Consider the following 18,681-nt stretch of genomic DNA (forward strand, 5'->3'; position numbering starts at 1 on the left):
AAATAACAGACTAGAAATCTTGACAGATAAAAATAAGAAACCCTTGTTGTGACTAGTTTTTATCAATACAGGTGTAGCTTTAGTTGACGAACGTAGACACAAAGAGGCTTCCCGCAGAGTAACCTAACACCAAGAATCCTTGCTTTTGTTGGGGGTTTCACTCTGTTTAACCCAATCTACAAATATTGTATTTTTTCAGATCCACAAAAGAGCGTAAATAAGTTCTCTCTTCCCCAGGGTTGAATAAGCCTTTCTTTTTTATAACTAAGATATGCCTTTTGCTAGACGGATGATTGCCTTTTTATAGTTAGTCTTTACTAGTACTCCAAAAAATAAGTTAATTGGCATGATAAATTTGGTTTCTAGGACGATTAGTCACATCAATTCCTTGCTTAAAGGACTTCAGATCAAAGGTTTTTTAGCTGTTGTCCTAGTTGGTTTTCTAATGCTGACAACGAATGTTAGTGATGGGCAAAATGACAAAGGCTTAAAAGAGAGAGTTCGTGAACAAGTAGAGCAGAATGATGCTCAAAGACCGAAAACAGTAGGACAGTGGTTTAAAGACGCTCGTGAAACAGAAGCTTCTCCTGGCGAACGACTTCAGAAGATTGGTCAACAGTCAGGAGAAGCCTTTAAAGAATTTGGATCTGGGTATGTAGAGGGCGCTCAAGAAACTGCTAGTGATGTAGGGGATAGTGCGGCAAAGGCGGGCAGAAATATCACAAACAAAGTTGCACGCTAAATGCGTCAGAATATCCTATTGGCAGCAAGTAGTAATAACTTTTCGCCAATAAATTAGTTACGCATAGAGACGTTGGTAATAAATCAACAAAGTCTTCAAATACTTCTTGGGTAACGCGCTTACTCTTCTTGATGAAAGATTATAGCGTTTCTCAGTTGCCTAAAATATAAGTCTTTAGTAGGGGCGCATAGTTAGCTATGCGCCCCTACTGCGTGTTGCATTCAAAATACCTCACTTCCATTCCTCTCCTACTTCTAAGGTGTAATTTTTATAACACTTAATAAGACAGTATAAATAAAGTGAACTATTAAGGCTTGTGATTTTTTATTTGCAAATGGTAAAGGATGCTTGATACAGAAATGTCTGCACCTTTCCATAGAAATAGCAAAAATGGCAATTGATGTAGTGACGTTTATTTATACCTACCCATCTAACTATTTTCAAATATAAATGTATATTTTTTTACTAGCTGAAAAACACTTTAAGAACGGGTAAGTAACTGTTCAATAACTACTTAAAAACATGAAACAATGAAGAGATAGCTAAGACGGTCAGAAAAAAGTAGATAGATAATTGATGATATGAAGCAATCTAAGAGTACACGAAAGCGGGGACTTATCTTAACGATCGCTGGGCTGAAGCGTTTACAAAGGGCAATTCTGGCTATAGAAAAGGTAGAAAACAATGGACATCGCTTCACTCTAGAAGATTTAGGCGATCGCATGAAGGTATCTACCAAAACTCTAAACCGATTATGGTCATTGAATACAGGCGTGGATCAAAAAACCTTGAAATTGTGCTTTAGCGCCTTTAACCTAGAATTATGCAGCGAAGACTATGCAATCCTGAGTGAGCCAGATCGTAGTGAAGGTTCTCAAACTCTCTCAATGAGTTTAGATACAGGAGAAAGAAAATTATTTTCGTCTTTATCCTTAGATTCTTTTGCGACTCAACACCACAACCAGCTCGAAAATCTTTGGTCATACCCAGATGGTCCAGTACCTGTAGATTCCCCCTTCTATGTCGATCGTCCCCCCATCGAGGAACTTGTTTATCGAGAAGTAATTCAACCAGGCTGTGTGATCCGGATTCGAGCACCAAGAGAAATGGGAAAAAGTTCTCTTGTGCTGCGGCTGTTAGCCTTTGCCAAGATGCAAAGTTATCGCTCGGTGAATGTGAATTGCAACCAAATCGATTCAAGCTGTCTGACAGACTTAAATAAACTTTTGCGTTCTTTTTGTTGGCAAATTGCAACAGAATTAGGCATTGAGCCAAAGCTAGATGAAAACTGGGATAAGGAAATAGGTTGTAAGTTAAGTTGCAGTTTATATTTGCAATCTTATTTGCTTAAGCAGTGCAAAAATCCAGTAGTTTTAGTTTTAAATGAGGTCGATCGCTTTTTTGAATATCCAGAAATTGCTCCAGAGTTCTTTGGTTTGTTGCGCTCTTGGTATGAAGAAGCACGACAAGATGGCAATTTGCAGAAACTCAGACTAGTGGTAGTTTACTCCACAGAAGTATATGTCTCGCTGGATATCAACCGTTCTCCATTTAATATTGGACTACCGATCCGTCTGCCAGAATTTACTACCCACCAAGTAAAATACTTAGCTCTACGACATGGTTTAGATTGGACTTCTGATAACGAAGTTAAGCAACTGATGTCTCTTGTAGGGGGACATCCAGCACTGATTCGGATTGCTTTATATTATCTATGCTGTCAAGGAATGACCTTAGAAGAACTCATAGAAGATGCGATCGCTAACGGCGGTATCTATCGCTATCATCTATGGCGACACTGGGCAATCTTACAAGAAAATCCTAGTTTAGTAAAGGCGTATGTTGACGTTGTAGCGGCAAAGCAAAGTATTTCTCTCAATCCCATTGACGCTCATAAGCTCGAAAGCTTGGGTTTGATCGCTTATGAAAGCGATCGCATCTTACCGCGTTGTGAACTCTACCGTGCTTACTTTAGAAAACAACTAGGTGTTGCTGAATTTGAATATGAATCATTGCAAAAACGTGCTTGAGAACAAACTGTCACAAACTCTTTTTCTGAGGTTCACGTAATGGCTGGCTTCCTTTAATCCCCTATCTTGCGATTCTCTAGAGATTAGAAACAAGGTTTCCAACGAAAAATAATTAATTGTTTGACCAATAAAGCTGATAATTCTCGATATAAAATTTTCCATTATTGGAAGACATTTTGAAAAAGAAGTAATAATCTTCTGGCTCCCAAATACCAAATTCTTGCTCTTGTTCTTGAAAACTAGCTGTCGAACCACTATTGGGGATAGTCATGCTAGCAGTTAGTGTTCCATTTTGTGTTCTCATTAGAAAAATTTCTAGCAGACAGAAACCCTGTAGTTCAGCAGAATAACGAATTTTGAAACGGATTTTTCCACCATTGCGTAGGGTCTTTTGAATAGAAAAACTTTCAGTTTTAACGGGATTGCCAGACAGATAAATGCCTTGACCTTGTGTTAGTATGTAACTTTGTCTTTCGTTGAATGAATTCACAAATTTTTCTTCTCCCAAAGAATAGAATTGATTGATATAATTGCATTATTGGCAAATAACTGTTTTTAAAGATGGGTTCTTTCTGTGCTTCTGAATATTACGTTTGTATTTTCCAGCTATCTTCAAAAAAATGCAATGACAGTTAAGACAGTTAAGAAGACAGTTAAGAAAATAATGAAAAACTGAATTATGAAGAGCTATGCCTGCGGTATTTGCTAGCCAACGCAATCCGCAAAAAAAGAGATTAACGATTCTTCATTTATGAAGAAGAGGGGAATGGGCAAAGGGGAAGGGGTAAAGGAATGGAATTTTTCCTTTCCCTTTAACCTTTAACCTTTTCCCCTTTTCAGTAATTACTAATAATGTTCGCAAACTCGCTATCACTGGATTTGGACAAGTACAATAAAAATAACATCTATCCAGGGAAATAGCTTTTAACAATTATTCAATTTGGCAGCAGACTTTTAATTGCCAACTATTTCATTTGGCACTTGTCAAGCATTATTGTGGCTTTGAACGATCTTCTTTATGATTTTAAGACATATGTCTTCAGTAGGGTAAAACTCCAAATATACATTTGGTAACATTGCTTAAGAATAAATAAGTAATTGCAATTGAAATTAATCATGACATACACACAAACCAACGATCCAACTATTCGCGAACACGTTCAAGCTTGGCAAAACTTAAATGTAGATCAACAACTTGCTTTGTTTTGGTTTATCTATAAAGAAATGGGAAGTTCAATTACTCCAGCTGCTCCTGGAGCCAGTACTGTTTCTCCAGAAATAGCCGAAGGTTTATTTAATCAAGTTAAGGAATTATCTCACGAACAACAATTACAAGTTCAGCGTGATTTGATTAATAAAGCGGATACCCAAATTTCTCGTGAGTATGGCTCTTTGGGTGATACCACAAAACTCCTGTTTTGGTATCGATTATCTCAAGGGATGGATAATGGCACTATCATTCCTGTACCTGATGATTATCAACTTCCTTCCGAAGCTAAAGCTTTGTTTGGCAAAATTCAAGGATTAGAATTTGAGCAGCAGATTACTCTTTTCCGTGATTATGTTGGGCCAATGGGTACTGAAGCAAAATCAGGTGCTGAAATTTAGAATTTTTGAGGATGGTTAAGGGTATCTATTAACCCAAGTTGCGGGTTATCAAGTATAAACTTACTATTGAATGCGATCGCCATCAATTCGCTTGCGGCTGGAATTGCTTCGTCGTTCCTCCTCTCTACGAAACGCTGCGCGATCGCAATGACATATTACTTTAGAAAAGTGGATTGCTTGGCTTCACTGAGGTGCGATCCGATCGCAATAACAATTTAGATCGTTGCAAGACTTCCCAATCCTTTATTAAGTACAGTAGGCTGGGATCTTCATAGTGAATAACTGTTCCCCGTAAAGGATAAAGTGGTGCGTTCGCACTTGGTGTAACGCACCCTACCAAAACACTAAAAAAGTTAGGAATAAATAACTCCTAACTCTTGTACAGAGGCGATTAATTGCATCTCTGCTTTTTACAACGCACAAGTCAACTCGCCGGCTTTTTGACTGAAGCGGTGATTCTCCCGATAATCTACAGGACAATCGATCACGGCGGGTACATCTTGAGCGAGGGCTTCTTTCAAAGTAGGAATCAAATCTAAAGCCGATTCAACTCGGTAGCCTTTTAAACCCATGCTTTCGGCTAATTTGACAAAATCAGGATTACTAAAATGCACAAAGGATGAGTTTCCTTTGCCAAATTGATTTTCTTGCTTCCACTCAATTAACCCATAGCCACCATCATTGAAAATTATCGTGACAAAAGGCGTACCGACACGCAAGGCTGTTTCTAATTCTTGAGAATTCATCATAAAGCCGCCATCGCCTGTGACAGCAACGACTTTGCGCTTAGGATGAACCAGTTTTGCTGCTAATGCGCCAGGAATTGCAATACCCATAGCTGCGAAGCCATTGGAAATTATGCAAGTATTGGGACTATGGCAATGATAATGACGAGCCATCCACATTTTATGTGCGCCAACATCAGAGATGACGATATCATCTGGGCCCATCACTTGGCGTAAATCATAAATTAACTTTTGCGGCTTGATTGGAAATCCGTCATCATGGGCGTACTGTTCGTAATCAGCCCGAATCTCCGATCTTAAGCTAATAGCCAAGGGATCGGGTTTGCCTTGGCGGTCTGCTAATTTTAAGATTTCATAGAGGGAATCTGAAATATCTCCCACAACTTCGGCGTTGGGAATATAACTACTATCAATTTCCGCCGGATTTACCCCAATATGCACAATCGGAATTTCACCATTACGATTCCATTTTTTCGGGGAAAACTCAATCAAATCATAGCCGATCGCAATTACTAAATCTGTGTTATCAAAGGCACAGGTAATGAAGTCTCTTTGCTGTAATCCCACTGACCACAAAGCTAGTTGATGTGTGTAGGGAATCACGCCTTTACCCATGAAAGTATTGGCAACAGGTATATTCAGCAAGGTGGCAAATTGCGTTACCGCATCACTTGCATGAGCGCGAATTGCTCCATTTCCGACTAAGATTAATGGGTTAACTGCTTGGCAAATTGCGGCAGCTGCTGCCCGAATGCTAGCAAAAGATGCATAAGTTTTTTCGCTATTATCCTTACGCAAAGGTTTGCCTTCGACGGGCATGGCAGCAATATTTTCTGGCAAATCAATGTGAACTGCACCAGGTTTTTCAGATTGCGATCGCTTAAATGCTTTCCGCACTACTTCTGGTGTAATACTCGGTCGGACAATCTGCTTATTCCACTTGGTAACAGGTGCAAACATTGCCACCAAATCTAAATATTGATGGGATTCAATGTGCATTCTATCTGTTCCCACTTGACCGGTAATTGCCACTAAAGGCGCACCATCGAGATTAGCATCCGCTACCCCAGTCATCAAGTTGGTTGCCCCAGGGCCAAGAGTAGAAAGACACACTCCGGCTTTTCCGGTTAAGCGTCCATAGACATCGGCCATGAATGCTGCACCCTGTTCGTGACGAGTCGTAATAAATTTAATTGAAGAATGTTTTAGCGCTTCCAAAACGTGAAGATTTTCTTCACCAGGAAGTCCAAAAATGTATTCCACTCCTTCATTTTCTAGGCACTGCACCAATAATTCTGCTGTATTCATTTTATTTTCCGACAACTCTATTAACGAATAAGACTTTTGTTCTTTGTCATTGGTCATTTGTCATTTGTCCTTTGTCATTTGTCATTTGTCCTTTGTCATTTGTTCTTTGTCTTTTGTTCTTTGACTCAGGACTTACGCAAAATACCTCTCAAACTCTTATTCCTCCGTGTTCTCTGTGCCTCTGTGGTTAGATTTTCCGTTACCTGTGCGTAAGTCCTATGACCAATGACTAATGACCAATGACCAATGACCAATGACCAATGACCGATGACCAATGACCAATGACCAATGACTAATCACTTCACCCACACGGTTTTAACATTGACAAACTCATGTATACCTTGGATACTCAATTCTCTGCCATATCCAGAACGCTTGATGCCACCAAAGGGCAACCGAGGATCGGATTTGACCATACTGTTGATAAACACGCTACCTGCTTCGATTTCTTCAACTAAGCGATTGCTTTCTTGGTCGTTGGTTGTCCAAGCACTTGCACCTAAGCCAAAGGGTGAGTCATTAGCGAGTTTAATGGCTGCATCAATATCTGGAACCCGGAATAACAAGGCTACCGGGCCAAAGAATTCTTCTTTGGCAATTGGTGTGTCGGTGGGGATATCTATGATAATCGTTGGCGGATAAAAGTTTCCAGGACGATCTGAAAAAGGATGTCCACCGGTGATGACTTTACCACCGCTGCTAATAGCACGTTGCACTTGTTGGTCTAAATCCTGGAGAATACCAGGAGTTGCCAGTGGGCCTAAATCGGTATCTGGTTGCATAGGATCGCCAACTTTGAGCGCCTCAAATTTTTCTAAAAGTAATTTTTCAAATTTGTCTGCGATCGCTTCTGCGACAATAAAACGTTTCGCTGCAATACATGATTGCCCGTTATTTAACATTCGTGCTGTAGTAGCTGTGACAACTGCTGTCTCTAAGTCAGCACTTTCTAACACAATAAACGGGTCACTTCCTCCTAATTCCAAAACTGTTTTTTTAATTTGTTTACCGGCGGCGACGGCGAGGGATGCGCCGGCTGGTTCGCTTCCGGTCAAGGTGGCAGCTTTTACGCGGTCATCACCCATTAAATCGGCAACTTTGGCAGCACCGATTAATAGAGTTTGAAACGCACCTTCAGGAAAACCTGCCCGTCGGATAATCTCTTCAATTGCCAAGGCGCACTGCGGCACATTGGAAGCGTGTTTGAGTAAGCCGACATTCCCCGCCATCAGGGCTGGTGCTGCAAAGCGGAACACTTGCCAGAAAGGGAAATTCCACGGCATCACCGCGAGAATTGCACCCATTGGTTGATAACGTACAAAACTCTGGCTGGCATCAGTTTTTACACTGACATCAGCCAAGAAATCAGGGGCGTGTTCGGCATAATAGCGACAGACGACGGCGCATTTTTCGACTTCTGCGATCGCCGCTTTAAATGGCTTACCCATTTCTAGAGTCATCAATTTAGCAAATTCTGCTTTGTCTTGCTCTAAAATGTCGGCAGCTTTTGAAAGCCACTGCGATCGTTGAGAGAAACTAGTCTGACGATACTGTTCAAAAGTCCGATCGGCTAAATCGAGTTTAGCGGCAATTTCTGCATCATTGAGCGCCTCAAAGGTTTTAAGCGTCTCCCCAGTGGCGGGATTAATGGTGGCGATCGCCATTACCTGACCTCCCGTTAAAAAATAGCTTCGGTAGGCTTCCTAGTGTTACACAGATCAATTCTGGAAGCTACCACCCAAATTCTAGTCTTATAACCCAGAATTGGTTGCTGAATATTACAATTTTGCAATTATTTTTGAAACAAAATATACCAACTAATAAGTATTAATATTGGTGAATTCAATAGAAGTAAAGTTGCTATAATTTGCACAATTGAGGAATCAAGCCATGACTCAAGTCTTACGCAAAGTAGTTACATTCGATGAATTCGTTGCTAAATATCCAGATAACACAGGACAACGTTACGAGCTATATGATGGGGTAGTAGTAGAAATGCCACCACCAACAGGCGACCATGAAGAGGTGGTTGGATTTTTAGCTACAAAAATCACTTTAGAATATAGTCGCCTTAGCCTGCCATATGGTATACCAAAAACAGTATTAGTAAAACCACTTGAAAATGAATCAGCTTACTCGCCAGATGTATTACTCCTAAATATCCCTAATTTAGTTAATGAACCTCGGTGGAAAAAAGAATCAACTGTTACTCAAGCAGTATCAATTCCTTTAGCAATTGAGGTGGTAAGTACAAACTGGCGTGATGATTATCTGAAAAAATATGCTGATTATGTTCGCGTAGCGTCTCGAAGAGAAGAAATAGGAATTTCTGAATACTGGATTGTAGATTATGCTGGATTGGGCGGTAGAGAATTTATTGGCAAGCCCAAACAACCTACTATTTTAGTTTGCTGTTTAGAAGAAGGTGAGTATCGCGTTAGTAAGTTTCGAGGAGATGACCGCATCGAGTCGCCAACTTTTCCAGAGTTGGATTTGACAGCAGAGCAAATTTTTCGCGCTGGCATAGTCAGGTAATTCGTAATTCGTAATTCGTAATTCGTAATTGCTAGCATTCTCCATTCATCTTTATAGGAGTATGTCACTAAATGGATTACAGAATCTAGACCTTAAAGCCCATGCCAATCCCTAAAGATTCATGATTGGAGCAATGATTGTTGGCACTGGCTGTAATTTTGTCTGATAAACCTTAACTAATCGCTCAATACCTTTGAAACGATAATCTCCCATTTCTTGGAAGTCTGAGGGTTGAGAAAGCATTTTATGGGTGGCTTCACTAATCACGCATTCGCTAGGAGGACAAACTGCTTCCATCCGAGCAGCAAGATTAATTGTTGCGCCTAATGCCGTATAATCTACCCTTTGAGAACTACCGACATCTCCCACCACTGCTTTACCGCTATTAATCGCAATCCGTAATTGCAGGGGTTCGAGCCAAAAACCATTGGCATTCAGATGTTCGAGACGAGTGAGCATTCCCTTGGCAGCAGTAACAGCGCGATCGGCATGATCTGCTTGCGGTTCTGGAGCGCCAAAAAATGCCATAATACAATCGCCAATATATTTATCTAAAGTGCCGCCGCAACTAAACACTTCTTTTAGCATTTCTTCAAATAAATTATTTAATAGTTGAGCGATCGCAGTTGGTGTTAATCTTTCAGAAATTGCCGTAAAGCCAACTAAATCAGCAAACAAAATGCTGATTTCGCTCTCGGTGGGAGCTAAACGACCACCTGGTAATCCGCCTACAGATATCAACTGCTGTACAACTGCTGGAGAATGATAGCGTTCTAGTCGGTGACGAATCATCTCTTCAGTTTTGAGTTTTTCTACTAATAACCAACGCTGCACGCTAGAAGCTACAAGATTTGCTAAAGCTGAGAAAAAACTCAATTCTTCTTCACCTTCATTTGCCCAATGGTAAGAAGAAAAATTGGCATCGGCATACAGTACGCCCACAACTTTATTTTCATCCCATAAAGGCACTGCCATCGCGCTACGAATGCCTTTGACCAAAATACTCTGTTCGCTAGCAAACCGTTCATCCTGATGAGTATCACCGGTTTGAATGACGACCTTTTCATCAAATACCTTTTGACAGATACTACGACTAATCCAACTACCATCAGAAGGAAGATTTTTCTGTTGGGAAACATTTCTAGTGGCAGCATTCATTAATTCCAAATGACCGCCACTATTGACATCAATTAATAATGCCAAGCGATCGATACTATCAAGGTAACGAAAAACTACTTGCTGCACCTGAGAAAAAATCTCTTCTATAGATGCGGCTGCACAAAGATTTTTCGCTATGTCAACTAAATCTTTGAGACGGGCAATAGTTTTATCCTTATTATTGATGTTGCCATCTTTGCTATCAGCTGCAATCCATTGTTGTTGTAATTGTTCAACATTATGAAGGATTGTTCTTTGCTCATTAATGTCCGAAATTCCGGGATACTCAGGCGTAGGTTGAGAAACAGGGGTTGTGAGCAGCACTACCAGGCTAACATTGCCCAGCCAAACGATATCACCGTGATGTAACTCTTGGGGATAGTTAACCAGATATTTATTGACTTGCGTCCCGTTTTTGCTGCCCAGATCCTCAATAGTCCACACACCGTTAGCCGTTTTTACTAGGCGAGCATGGGTGCGGGATACTCCACCAAAAGGTAAGTACAAGTTACATTCCGGCAAACGACCAATTGTAAATACATCTTGGTCAACTGCGATCGTGGTTTCGGTATCTCCCTCTTGTAGGCGTAGCGTCAGTTCAGTCATGAGTGTGATAGATCCATCGAAGCTAGAGGTCAAGCAACTCTAAGGTAAGTTATACCCTACAGATTAACCTTCACCTTTTGTTTATGACACTGTTAACTGCATTCCGACAACTGTATGTGACAGAGATTACATTGAATGTTTTTCAGAATCCGTGAAAAATCAATCTATTGAACAGCTAACGAATGTTAGCGATCGCGTTTAGTAGAACGGCGCATCTGGATTGGTGTGGGTTCCGCGTACCCTTGTTCGGTAACAGCACGGATAATTTCATTGGACAAGCCGAAATCGAAAAAAGACATAAGACTTCAAAAATAACATCGGCCTGTCGCCAATGATGGCGTCAGTCTTAGGCGGACGGATAAAAATCATTGAAAAGCTGTATGGGCAGTAGCGCAAAGACTGAGAGCGAGTGCCGCAGTCCCTCATTCTATCAGATTGCCGTCTATTGTGTTGTTTAAAGTTGCTCTGATTCAGTGTTGTGTTAAATTGGCATTACCTGCTTGTAAAGCAAAGTATTGAACTAATGGGAGAAATTCGTTATCGCAATCCAAAAGCAACTGATTAATTCACAAATCAAGTCACCTAGCGTCTTCTTGATCGACCATGAGAATAACAATCGTGGTCTAATCGACACCAATGAGGCGTTACAGCTAGCCGAAAGCTTAGAGCTTGACTTAGTTGTAGTCTCCCAAGGTAAAGACGCTCCAATCGCCAAGATTCTCAACTATGGCAAGCTTCAGTATCAAAAGAAAAAACGTCAAAGCCAAAGTGCTAGACCTACGGTAAAAGAAGTTCGATTCGGTCTAAACGTGGGTGTGGCTGATTACAATTTACGCATCGAACAAGCAGGTCAATGGTTGAGTAAAGGCGATTCTGTCAAATTTGCCATTCGTTTACGAGGCCGAGAACATCAATATCGTGACAAAGCGGGAGAGATGCTAGACCGAATTGCAAACGATCTTAGTAAAGTAGGTAAAATTCAGTCGCTGGATAAACGTGCCCTAGTTATTCAAGTCATTCCTGCCTAGTTATCTAGCGATCGCTAGAGGATGTATTTGTGGCAGCTTGTAAGGAACGAAAAAAGCCTAACATAGTACTGTAGCTTCTATGGAAAAAACAGTCAACTGTTACTCAAGGTGAATTTGAATTTCTGACCAAACAAGCGCCACGCGCCGGGATATAACCCAATCAATCGGCGCATTTATTGATTAGGTGTGTCAAAGCATCAATCAGGCGATCGCTTTCCATTGGTATAATATCCTGTCCATGCATCACATTTTGAGTAATATGAAAATGCACTAATGCTCCTAAGAGAATTCTCGCTGTCGCCTCTGGGTCAGGTATCTTTAATTCTGGAGCCGCCAAGTAGTGAGTGAGAGTTTCCGCTACTGGTTTAATCATCACCCGAATACAAATTTGAGCTAACTCAGGAAAACGCCCAGATTCCCCGATTAAGACTCGCATAAATGCACTATGTTCTTTGTCGTTAAGCATCTGATCTAATGCTTTGGTTACTACCTGGTGCAGTATGGCAGCTGGTTCTCCCTCAATCGGTTCTGTGCCAAAAATAGAGCTGTTCTTTTTGCTTGTAAGTTGCTCTAACAGTACTTTAAAAAGTCCTTCTTTATCTTGAAAGTGGCTGTAGACTGTCGCTTTAGAAACACCAGCTGCTACCGCTACCCGATCCATGCTCGTACCAGCATAGCCATGTTGAAGGAATTCTTGCATTGCTCCTTGCAGAATTTGCTCTACTTTATCAACGGAATTATCTCGATCTACTTCGTCAGTTTTGATGCGTACCATTTATTAATCATCCTTTCTTATCAACAATATTAATAGATGCAGCAAAATGCCCCAGTACAAAATGGCGAAAATAAATATACCCTTTGTTGAAGGGGGGTAGGGAGCAGGAATAGCATTTCGCTGCGTAATGACTTTGCAAATTGATTGACAAGTTTAGTTGCATCATATTGACTAAACTAGTCCGTTTAGTTTAGCATAAATTGAACTGGACAGTTTAGTACAAGTTGCTACTGGTGGTAAGGGGGGAATAGTATGAGGGAAAACAGGAATGCAGAGAGTTTAGGGTCTTTTCAGAATCTTGTGCGATCGCCTGTTCTACTTGCAATAATTGCATCTCTAGCAATAGGTGGAATCAGTGTTTATGCGGTGATGAAGTTCCAGGCTACAGCTAATGATAAACAAAAAACACCAGTAGCAGTTCAGCCCGTGGTAAAAACAGTCACAGCATTAGGGCGGTTAGAACCAAAGGGAGAGGTAATAAAACTGTCAGCGCCTTCTTCAAATGGTGAAGGAAATCGAGTAGATCAACTATTGGTGAAAGAAGGCGATCCCGTCAAAGCTGGGCAGGTAGTTGCGATTATGGACAACCGCGATCGCTTGCAAGCTAGTTTCATTGAAGCACAAAAACAAGTTCAAGTTGCCAAAACCCGCCTTAACCAGGTAAAAGCTGGAGCCAAACAGGGAGAAATTGGAGCGCGCCAAGCTACGGTAAATCGCGTGCAAGTAGAACTACAAGGAAACATTAAAACTCAGCAAGCCACAATTAATCGTCTAGAAGCAGAATTGCTTGGGCAACAACGCAGCTTGCAAGCAACAGTGGCTCGCGTAGCAGCCGAGAAACGTAATGCTCAAGCTGACGTGCAGCGCTACGAAACTTTATACAAAGCAGGAGCAATTTCTAGCCAGGAAGTTGATAGCAGACGCTTAAACGCCGAAACTTCCACTCAAGCGTTAATTGAAAGCCAAGCTACTCAGACAAGAACTGTCGCAACCCTACAACAGCAGCTTAACGAAGCCAAAGCCAACCAGGATCAAACCCTCGCCAGCTTGCAACAGCAGATTAAGGAAGCAAAAGCTAACTTGAATCAAACTGCTGAAGTCCGTCCCACAGATATAGCAAATGCACAAGCAGAAATAGACAGCGCTCAAGCCACAGCGGATAAAATTAGAGCAGAACTAGCACAGGCATACGTTGTGGCTCCTAAAGCCGGTCGAATTTTGGAGATTAATACACGAGCCGGAGAAACTGTTGGCAATGAAGGCATTGTGGCTTTAGGTCAAACCGACCAGATGTATGCAGTAGTAGAAGTCTACCAAAGTGATATCAAGAGAGTGCGTCCGGGACAGGATGTGCGGGTAAGCAGTGATTCCCTCCGCCATGAACTAGAAGGAAGAGTCGATTGGATTGGTATGCAGGTAAAGCGACAAAATCTGATCAACGCCGATCCCTCAAGCAATATTGATGCCAGAGTCGTGGAAGTCCACGTACAACTAAATAAACTATCTAGCCAAAATGCTTCTAGCTTAACTAATTTGCAAGTCAAGGCGGTAATTGTACTTTAAAGGGCATTGGGCATTGGGCATGGAGATTGAATCTTCAATTTTGAATTTTGAATTTTGAATTTTGAATTGATTTCTCCCCTGCTTCCCCTGCCTCCCCTGCTCCCTCATCTCCCCACTCTCTATTATGAAATTAATCGAACAACTGCGGCGGCGAACACCTTTAGGATGGCTGCAACTGAGTCATGAAAAAGGTCGTCTTTTGGTGGCATTGTCAGGTATTGCCTTTGCCGATGTTCTGATGTTTATGCAGCTAGGGTTTCAGAATGCCTTGTTTGAAAGTAACACAATGCTGCATCGGAGTATGCAGGCTGATATGTTTGTGATCAGCCCCCAAGCACGTAACTTAGCATATATGTCTAGCTTTACGCGGCGGCGGTTGTATCAAGCAATGGATGTACCAGGTGTAAAGTCGGCAGAAGGAATGTATGTCAACATTGTTGATTGGAAAAATCCCCAAACACATCAGAAAACGACAATATTAGTTATGGGGTTGAATCCCGATCGCCAAATGTTGAACTTAGCAGATGTAAATCGCCAGATAGATGCTATTAAGCTACCAGATACCGTTCTGTTCGATCGCGCCTCTAGAGGAGATTACAATGAAGCGATCGCCAAAATTGAACAAGGTAAAACTGTCACAACCGAAATAGAACGGCGGACAATTACCGTTAGCGGCTTATTTTCAGTCGGGGCTTCTTTCATAGCCGATGGTACTTTAATCACCAGCGACCAGAACTTTCTGCGACTATTTCCCAGACAAGAAGCAAGCAGTGTCAGTCTCGGTTTAGTGCAACTGCAACCAGGCTATGACCCAAAACAGATCAAAGCAGCTTTAGAATCTCATTTAGATAATGATGTTAAAGTTTTAACCAAAGCAGAATTTCTCGAATTTGAAATAAATTACTGGAAAACAAATACGGCGATCGGGTTTATCTTCAGCCTGGGTGTAGCAATGGGGTTTTTGGTGGGCGTGATTATCGTCTATCAAGTTCTTTCTACAGATGTGAATTCTCATATCAAAGAATACGCCACTTTTAAAGCAATGGGATATAACAATCTTTACTTATTAGGTGTGGTGTTTGAAGAGGCGATAATTTTGGCGATTTTGGGCTTTATTCCTGGAGCGATCGCACCTTTAGGACTTTATCATTTAACTCGTAATGCCACCAATTTACCAGTTTACATGACCGTAGCACGAGCCTTGACGGTATTAACTCTGACGATGATTATGTGTATAATTTCTGGTGCGATCGCTACTCGGAAATTACAGTCTGCTGACCCCGCAGATATGTTTTAAATTTGTCATTTGTCATTTGTCATTTGTCCTTTGTCCTTTGCAAATGACCAATGACGAACATTACCAGAAATTAAGCTATTTATGAGTAGTCAACCTGTAATCTCTGTTAAAAATCTCGACCACTATTTTGGTCATGGTCAACTTCGCAAGCAAGTTCTTTTTGATATCAACCTGGATATTAACGCTGGCGAAATTATTATTATGACTGGGCCTTCTGGTTCTGGGAAAACTACACTTCTCACCTTAGTCGGCGGCTTGCGTTCTGCCCAATCCGGTAGTTTGCAGATATTGGAACAAGAACTGTGTGGCGCTAATAAAGCACAACTTACCCAAGCACGACGCAGTAACGGTTATATTTTCCAAGCACATAACTTGCACGCTAGTCTGACAGCACTCCAAAACGTCAGAATGGGTTTGGAAGTGCATAATAATATTTCCCCGGCAGAAATGAAAACCCGGTCAGCCGAAATGTTAAAGGAGGTAGGATTAGCAGAGCGCCTGAATTATTATCCTGATGATTTATCTGGGGGACAAAAACAAAGAGTTGCGATCGCTCGTGCATTGGTTGGTCGTCCTAAAATAGTCTTAGCAGACGAACCTACCGCCGCCCTTGACAGTAAATCGGGACGAGATGTGGTTAACCTTATGCAAAAACTAGCTAAGGAACAGGATTGTACCATTCTTTTGGTTACTCATGACAACCGCATTCTAGATATTGCCGATCGCATCGTCTACATGGAAGATGGCAAGTTAGTAAATGACAGTGCTGTTGTTGCAGCATCTTAAGCAGATTCTTTTTGAGCAATTCTCACAAATCAAATTTGTTAAGTAAAGAAATTTTGCAACTGCGAATCAGACTTTTTAGACATTAGATTTTTGCTACTCTTTCTAAGGATTGTATTCAAATTCGCTCCTTGAATGTACACCTATCCAATCTCCTGCTGGGGTTTGTCCCCCTTGGTAGGTGTAACGAACATCCCAAAAACTAATATTGTAGAGAGTGCGATGTCTCAGACACTGATTCATAAACTCGCTGAGTTTGAGGCTATCGTAGGCATCACCAGCATAATGAACATTTGGCTTTTCTAAAATAATTACCATTGTTGCGGCTTGCAGCGCAAGTTCAATGGCAGTCGTTTTAGTTTTGGCGTATGCACCTACGAGATGATGTTGATAAGTGCAGTTATATCCGCCGTAGTGGTAGCCGTAAATCGTAATTGGGGTGAGATTGTCAAGACAGGATTTAAATTCAGCTATCAAACTTTCGTTGACTGTATTTATTGATTCTTCGCAAACAATTTGCGTCGTGGGTTGATGGGGAGCGTAGACATCATCGCTTACTTGATCGGGGACGATGGGCGCAAGGCATAACCAGTGATTATTGCTAGTTTCGGCGACCACAATTGACACAGAAAAATCAGGATGTTCCCATGTAAAATCTTGATATTTTGCTTTGGGAATAGATAAATTATATGCTTGCAAATTGCTAAAATTTTGAGTGAGAAGCTGCTGTATTTTTTGATAATATCCTTGGCGTTCAGAAGCAATACTTTCATTCCAAGTTTTATCCTTACGTTCTGAACGTGGCGGGGCGTATTCATAAAATTCTTGTTGATTAGTAGGAGTTCCCCATTCTTCAATATTTTGCCAATGTTTAAAAGCAAGTTCTATGTCGGTTAGATTAACAAAGCCTTCGGAAATCATTAAATTCCAGAGGTTAAATTCACCTTGATTTGCAGTTTCCCAAACAAACGAACTTGAGCAGAGTATTTCTAGTGTACCAAGAAGTTGTTCTGTTTCGACTTTCATTTCTTATATTAATAAGTTTAGGGATTGTAATCAAAATCACTTTCTATATAAATGCCAGTTACATCTCCAGCATTGGTTTGGCCAATGACATATATACATTCACGATTCCAAAAACTACATCTAATCATTCTTAAATCGGAAAGATTTTGTGTCAAAAATTGATTTATTTTTTGATACCTGGGGTAAAAATTAACCATTTCATCTTTGTCCCATCTCCAAGATAAAGCTTCTGGGCTAAATTCATAAAATCTAGCAATATCAAGCATTCCTGCTTGATGTAGAGCTATTGACAGAGCTTTTTCTTTAGAGTTTGCTATCCCTGTGACTAAATAATGATTGAATCTATAATCATAACCACCACCGTAATAACCATAAATACTAATAAGTTGTAATTGATTGATGATTTGCTGAAATTCATTTTTCAATTTAGCGGTATTGCTATCCAAAGATGACTGAATTGTTAAATCAGGTACATTAGAGCATTTTATTTCTCCTTCTAATCTTGTCTCTCTAGCAACAGTTTGAGAAAAACAAAACCAATTATTTTCTTGATTTTGCCCTAACATAACATAAAATGAATAGGCAGGAATTTGACTGAATTTAAAAACTTCTATATTGTAGATATTTTTTTGGATGGTATCAGCCAATGTCTGATATATCTTTGCTCTTTCATCAGCTAATTCAGAACTGATAATATCTTCATCTTCATAGTCATCAGGATCATCATCTGGGTTTAAATAACCGCGACGTTCTAATGCTTGCCAACTTTTTACAGCAACATCAATATCCGTTAGAGTTATCCATCCTCGATCGTATCCAAGATTAAGTAAACTAAAATCACCTTTTTGAGTTACATCCCAAAAGAAAGGTTCTAAACAGGAAATTTCATTATTTACTAAATGGAAATCGAGATATTGCTCAGTTAGAATTTCAAGAGTGGCTAAGATTTTTTCGGTTTCAAAATTCATACAATTAGCTATAATTAATTTTAAGGTTAATACTTGAGCAAATTATTTTTTCTTTGCGATGATTATCATAACGATGCTTGTAGCAAAGCAGTGTGAAATGGTTGCAACAGAATACCGAGAATTTTATCAACATCATTGATATAGTATTCAACTATATCAATGTATGCTGTTAGTCCTTCCAACATTAAAAATCGCCAATTGGTTCCACTAGTGACAACTCCATAGATTGTCTTAACTTCTTGTTGAGTATTTTGATTGAACAATTGTGCAGCTATCATAGTGGCAATACATTGTCCTAAACCACCTTTTATATTTTCATTTTTCGCCTCAACAATTGTAAGTACAGGCGCTTTAATGTAAAACTGTTCTTCAGAACCACAAAGAATGAAATCACAAAATCCATTCAATCCTTTACTACTATCTACATCAAAATCTGTTCCAGAAAACAGTGATATCAATACTGCTCGGTTAAGAGAAAATAGATGGTGGAATAAAGAATACTTTGTTC

Annotated in this window: 15 protein-coding genes and 1 pseudogene; 8 read left to right on the plus strand and 8 right to left on the minus strand. The window is 40.4% G+C overall.

Annotated features, from left to right (window positions below):
- The first annotated feature begins 346 nt into the window (after positions 1-346).
- Entirely contained in the window at positions 347-742 is a 396-nt protein-coding gene (locus RM368_RS16010) for a hypothetical protein (RefSeq protein ID WP_322694965.1), read from the plus strand.
- Between the two features lie 581 nt (positions 743-1,323).
- Positions 1,324-2,772, plus strand: coding sequence for an AAA-like domain-containing protein (locus RM368_RS16015; RefSeq protein ID WP_322694966.1), 1,449 nt, complete (start codon positions 1,324-1,326; stop codon positions 2,770-2,772).
- A gap of 112 nt (positions 2,773-2,884) precedes the next feature.
- On the opposite strand, the gene RM368_RS16020 is transcribed toward RM368_RS16015, so the two are convergent.
- Positions 2,885-3,262: a hypothetical protein gene (locus RM368_RS16020; protein ID WP_322694967.1), complete on the minus strand. Its 378-nt coding sequence runs from the start codon at positions 3,260-3,262 to the stop codon at positions 2,885-2,887.
- A gap of 626 nt (positions 3,263-3,888) precedes the next feature.
- On the opposite strand from RM368_RS16020, the gene RM368_RS16025 reads away from it, so the two are divergent.
- The gene (locus tag RM368_RS16025; protein WP_322694968.1) at positions 3,889-4,380 is read left to right on the plus strand and encodes an orange carotenoid protein N-terminal domain-containing protein; all 492 of its coding nucleotides are present in this window, start codon (positions 3,889-3,891) and stop codon (positions 4,378-4,380) included.
- 410 nt (positions 4,381-4,790) lie between these two features.
- On the opposite strand, the gene RM368_RS16030 is transcribed toward RM368_RS16025, so the two are convergent.
- Positions 4,791-6,434 (minus strand): acetolactate synthase large subunit, encoded by a 1,644-nt coding sequence (locus tag RM368_RS16030; protein WP_322694978.1) that lies wholly within the window; start codon positions 6,432-6,434, stop codon positions 4,791-4,793.
- Positions 6,435-6,730: 296 nt separating this feature from the next.
- Complete coding sequence (locus RM368_RS16035; RefSeq protein WP_322694969.1) at positions 6,731-8,098, minus strand: NAD-dependent succinate-semialdehyde dehydrogenase; 1,368 nt, start codon at positions 8,096-8,098, stop codon at positions 6,731-6,733.
- 226 nt (positions 8,099-8,324) lie between these two features.
- Here RM368_RS16035 and RM368_RS16040 point away from each other — a divergent pair, with 226 nt between their 5' ends.
- On the plus strand, positions 8,325-8,969 hold the full coding sequence (locus RM368_RS16040; RefSeq protein ID WP_322694970.1) for a Uma2 family endonuclease: 645 nt from the start codon (positions 8,325-8,327) through the stop codon (positions 8,967-8,969).
- 111 nt (positions 8,970-9,080) lie between these two features.
- On the opposite strand, the gene RM368_RS16045 is transcribed toward RM368_RS16040, so the two are convergent.
- Positions 9,081-10,733: an adenylate/guanylate cyclase domain-containing protein gene (locus RM368_RS16045; protein WP_322694971.1), complete on the minus strand. Its 1,653-nt coding sequence runs from the start codon at positions 10,731-10,733 to the stop codon at positions 9,081-9,083.
- 560 nt (positions 10,734-11,293) lie between these two features.
- On the opposite strand from RM368_RS16045, the gene infC reads away from it, so the two are divergent.
- Positions 11,294-11,761, plus strand: coding sequence for a translation initiation factor IF-3 (gene infC / locus RM368_RS16050; RefSeq protein WP_322694979.1), 468 nt, complete (start codon positions 11,294-11,296; stop codon positions 11,759-11,761).
- 160 nt (positions 11,762-11,921) lie between these two features.
- Here the strand turns inward: infC and RM368_RS16055 are convergent, their stop codons facing one another.
- A complete protein-coding gene (locus RM368_RS16055; RefSeq protein ID WP_322694972.1) occupies positions 11,922-12,536 on the minus strand; it encodes a TetR/AcrR family transcriptional regulator in 615 nt (204 codons plus the stop codon).
- A gap of 252 nt (positions 12,537-12,788) precedes the next feature.
- Between RM368_RS16055 and RM368_RS16060 the strand changes: the two genes are divergently transcribed.
- From RM368_RS16060 to RM368_RS16070, 3 genes are all read left to right on the plus strand, one after another.
- Positions 12,789-14,099: an HlyD family efflux transporter periplasmic adaptor subunit gene (locus RM368_RS16060; RefSeq protein WP_322694973.1), complete on the plus strand. Its 1,311-nt coding sequence runs from the start codon at positions 12,789-12,791 to the stop codon at positions 14,097-14,099.
- Positions 14,100-14,223: 124 nt separating this feature from the next.
- Positions 14,224-15,396, plus strand: coding sequence for an ABC transporter permease DevC (gene devC / locus RM368_RS16065; RefSeq protein ID WP_416212235.1), 1,173 nt, complete (start codon positions 14,224-14,226; stop codon positions 15,394-15,396).
- Positions 15,397-15,477: 81 nt separating this feature from the next.
- A complete protein-coding gene (locus RM368_RS16070; RefSeq protein ID WP_322694974.1) occupies positions 15,478-16,182 on the plus strand; it encodes a DevA family ABC transporter ATP-binding protein in 705 nt (234 codons plus the stop codon).
- A 102-nt stretch (positions 16,183-16,284) separates the two neighbouring features.
- Here RM368_RS16070 and RM368_RS16075 read toward each other — a convergent pair whose 3' ends face one another.
- The 3 genes and pseudogenes from RM368_RS16075 to RM368_RS16085 all read right to left on the minus strand — a co-directional run.
- Positions 16,285-17,205 carry a hypothetical protein gene (locus RM368_RS16075; RefSeq protein WP_322694975.1) on the minus strand — a complete coding sequence of 307 codons (921 nt, stop codon included), beginning with the start codon at positions 17,203-17,205 and terminating at the stop codon, positions 16,285-16,287.
- Positions 17,206-17,222: 17 nt separating this feature from the next.
- Positions 17,223-18,173, minus strand: a complete 951-nt coding sequence (locus RM368_RS16080; protein WP_322694976.1) for a nuclease A inhibitor family protein — start codon at positions 18,171-18,173, stop codon at positions 17,223-17,225.
- A 65-nt stretch (positions 18,174-18,238) separates the two neighbouring features.
- Positions 18,239-18,681: pseudogene (locus RM368_RS16085) on the minus strand (hypothetical protein); the annotation flags it as partial.

This window comes from Nostoc sp. DedSLP03, assembly GCF_034530815.1.
GTDB lineage: Bacteria > Cyanobacteriota > Cyanobacteriia > Cyanobacteriales > Nostocaceae > Nostoc.

Coding starts and splice junctions, on each gene's coding strand:
- RM368_RS16035 (WP_322694969.1), bottom strand. CDS start 8,098: ATGGCGATCGCCACCATTAATCCCGCCACTGGGGAGACGCTTAAAACC.
- RM368_RS16010 (WP_322694965.1), top strand. CDS start 347: ATGATAAATTTGGTTTCTAGGACGATTAGTCACATCAATTCCTTGCTT.
- RM368_RS16080 (WP_322694976.1), bottom strand. CDS start 18,173: ATGAATTTTGAAACCGAAAAAATCTTAGCCACTCTTGAAATTCTAACT.
- RM368_RS16060 (WP_322694973.1), top strand. CDS start 12,789: ATGAGGGAAAACAGGAATGCAGAGAGTTTAGGGTCTTTTCAGAATCTT.
- devC (WP_416212235.1), top strand. CDS start 14,224: ATGAAATTAATCGAACAACTGCGGCGGCGAACACCTTTAGGATGGCTG.
- RM368_RS16070 (WP_322694974.1), top strand. CDS start 15,478: ATGAGTAGTCAACCTGTAATCTCTGTTAAAAATCTCGACCACTATTTT.
- RM368_RS16055 (WP_322694972.1), bottom strand. CDS start 12,536: ATGGTACGCATCAAAACTGACGAAGTAGATCGAGATAATTCCGTTGAT.
- RM368_RS16025 (WP_322694968.1), top strand. CDS start 3,889: ATGACATACACACAAACCAACGATCCAACTATTCGCGAACACGTTCAA.
- RM368_RS16040 (WP_322694970.1), top strand. CDS start 8,325: ATGACTCAAGTCTTACGCAAAGTAGTTACATTCGATGAATTCGTTGCT.
- RM368_RS16075 (WP_322694975.1), bottom strand. CDS start 17,205: ATGAAAGTCGAAACAGAACAACTTCTTGGTACACTAGAAATACTCTGC.
- RM368_RS16045 (WP_322694971.1), bottom strand. CDS start 10,733: ATGACTGAACTGACGCTACGCCTACAAGAGGGAGATACCGAAACCACG.
- RM368_RS16030 (WP_322694978.1), bottom strand. CDS start 6,434: ATGAATACAGCAGAATTATTGGTGCAGTGCCTAGAAAATGAAGGAGTG.
- RM368_RS16015 (WP_322694966.1), top strand. CDS start 1,324: ATGAAGCAATCTAAGAGTACACGAAAGCGGGGACTTATCTTAACGATC.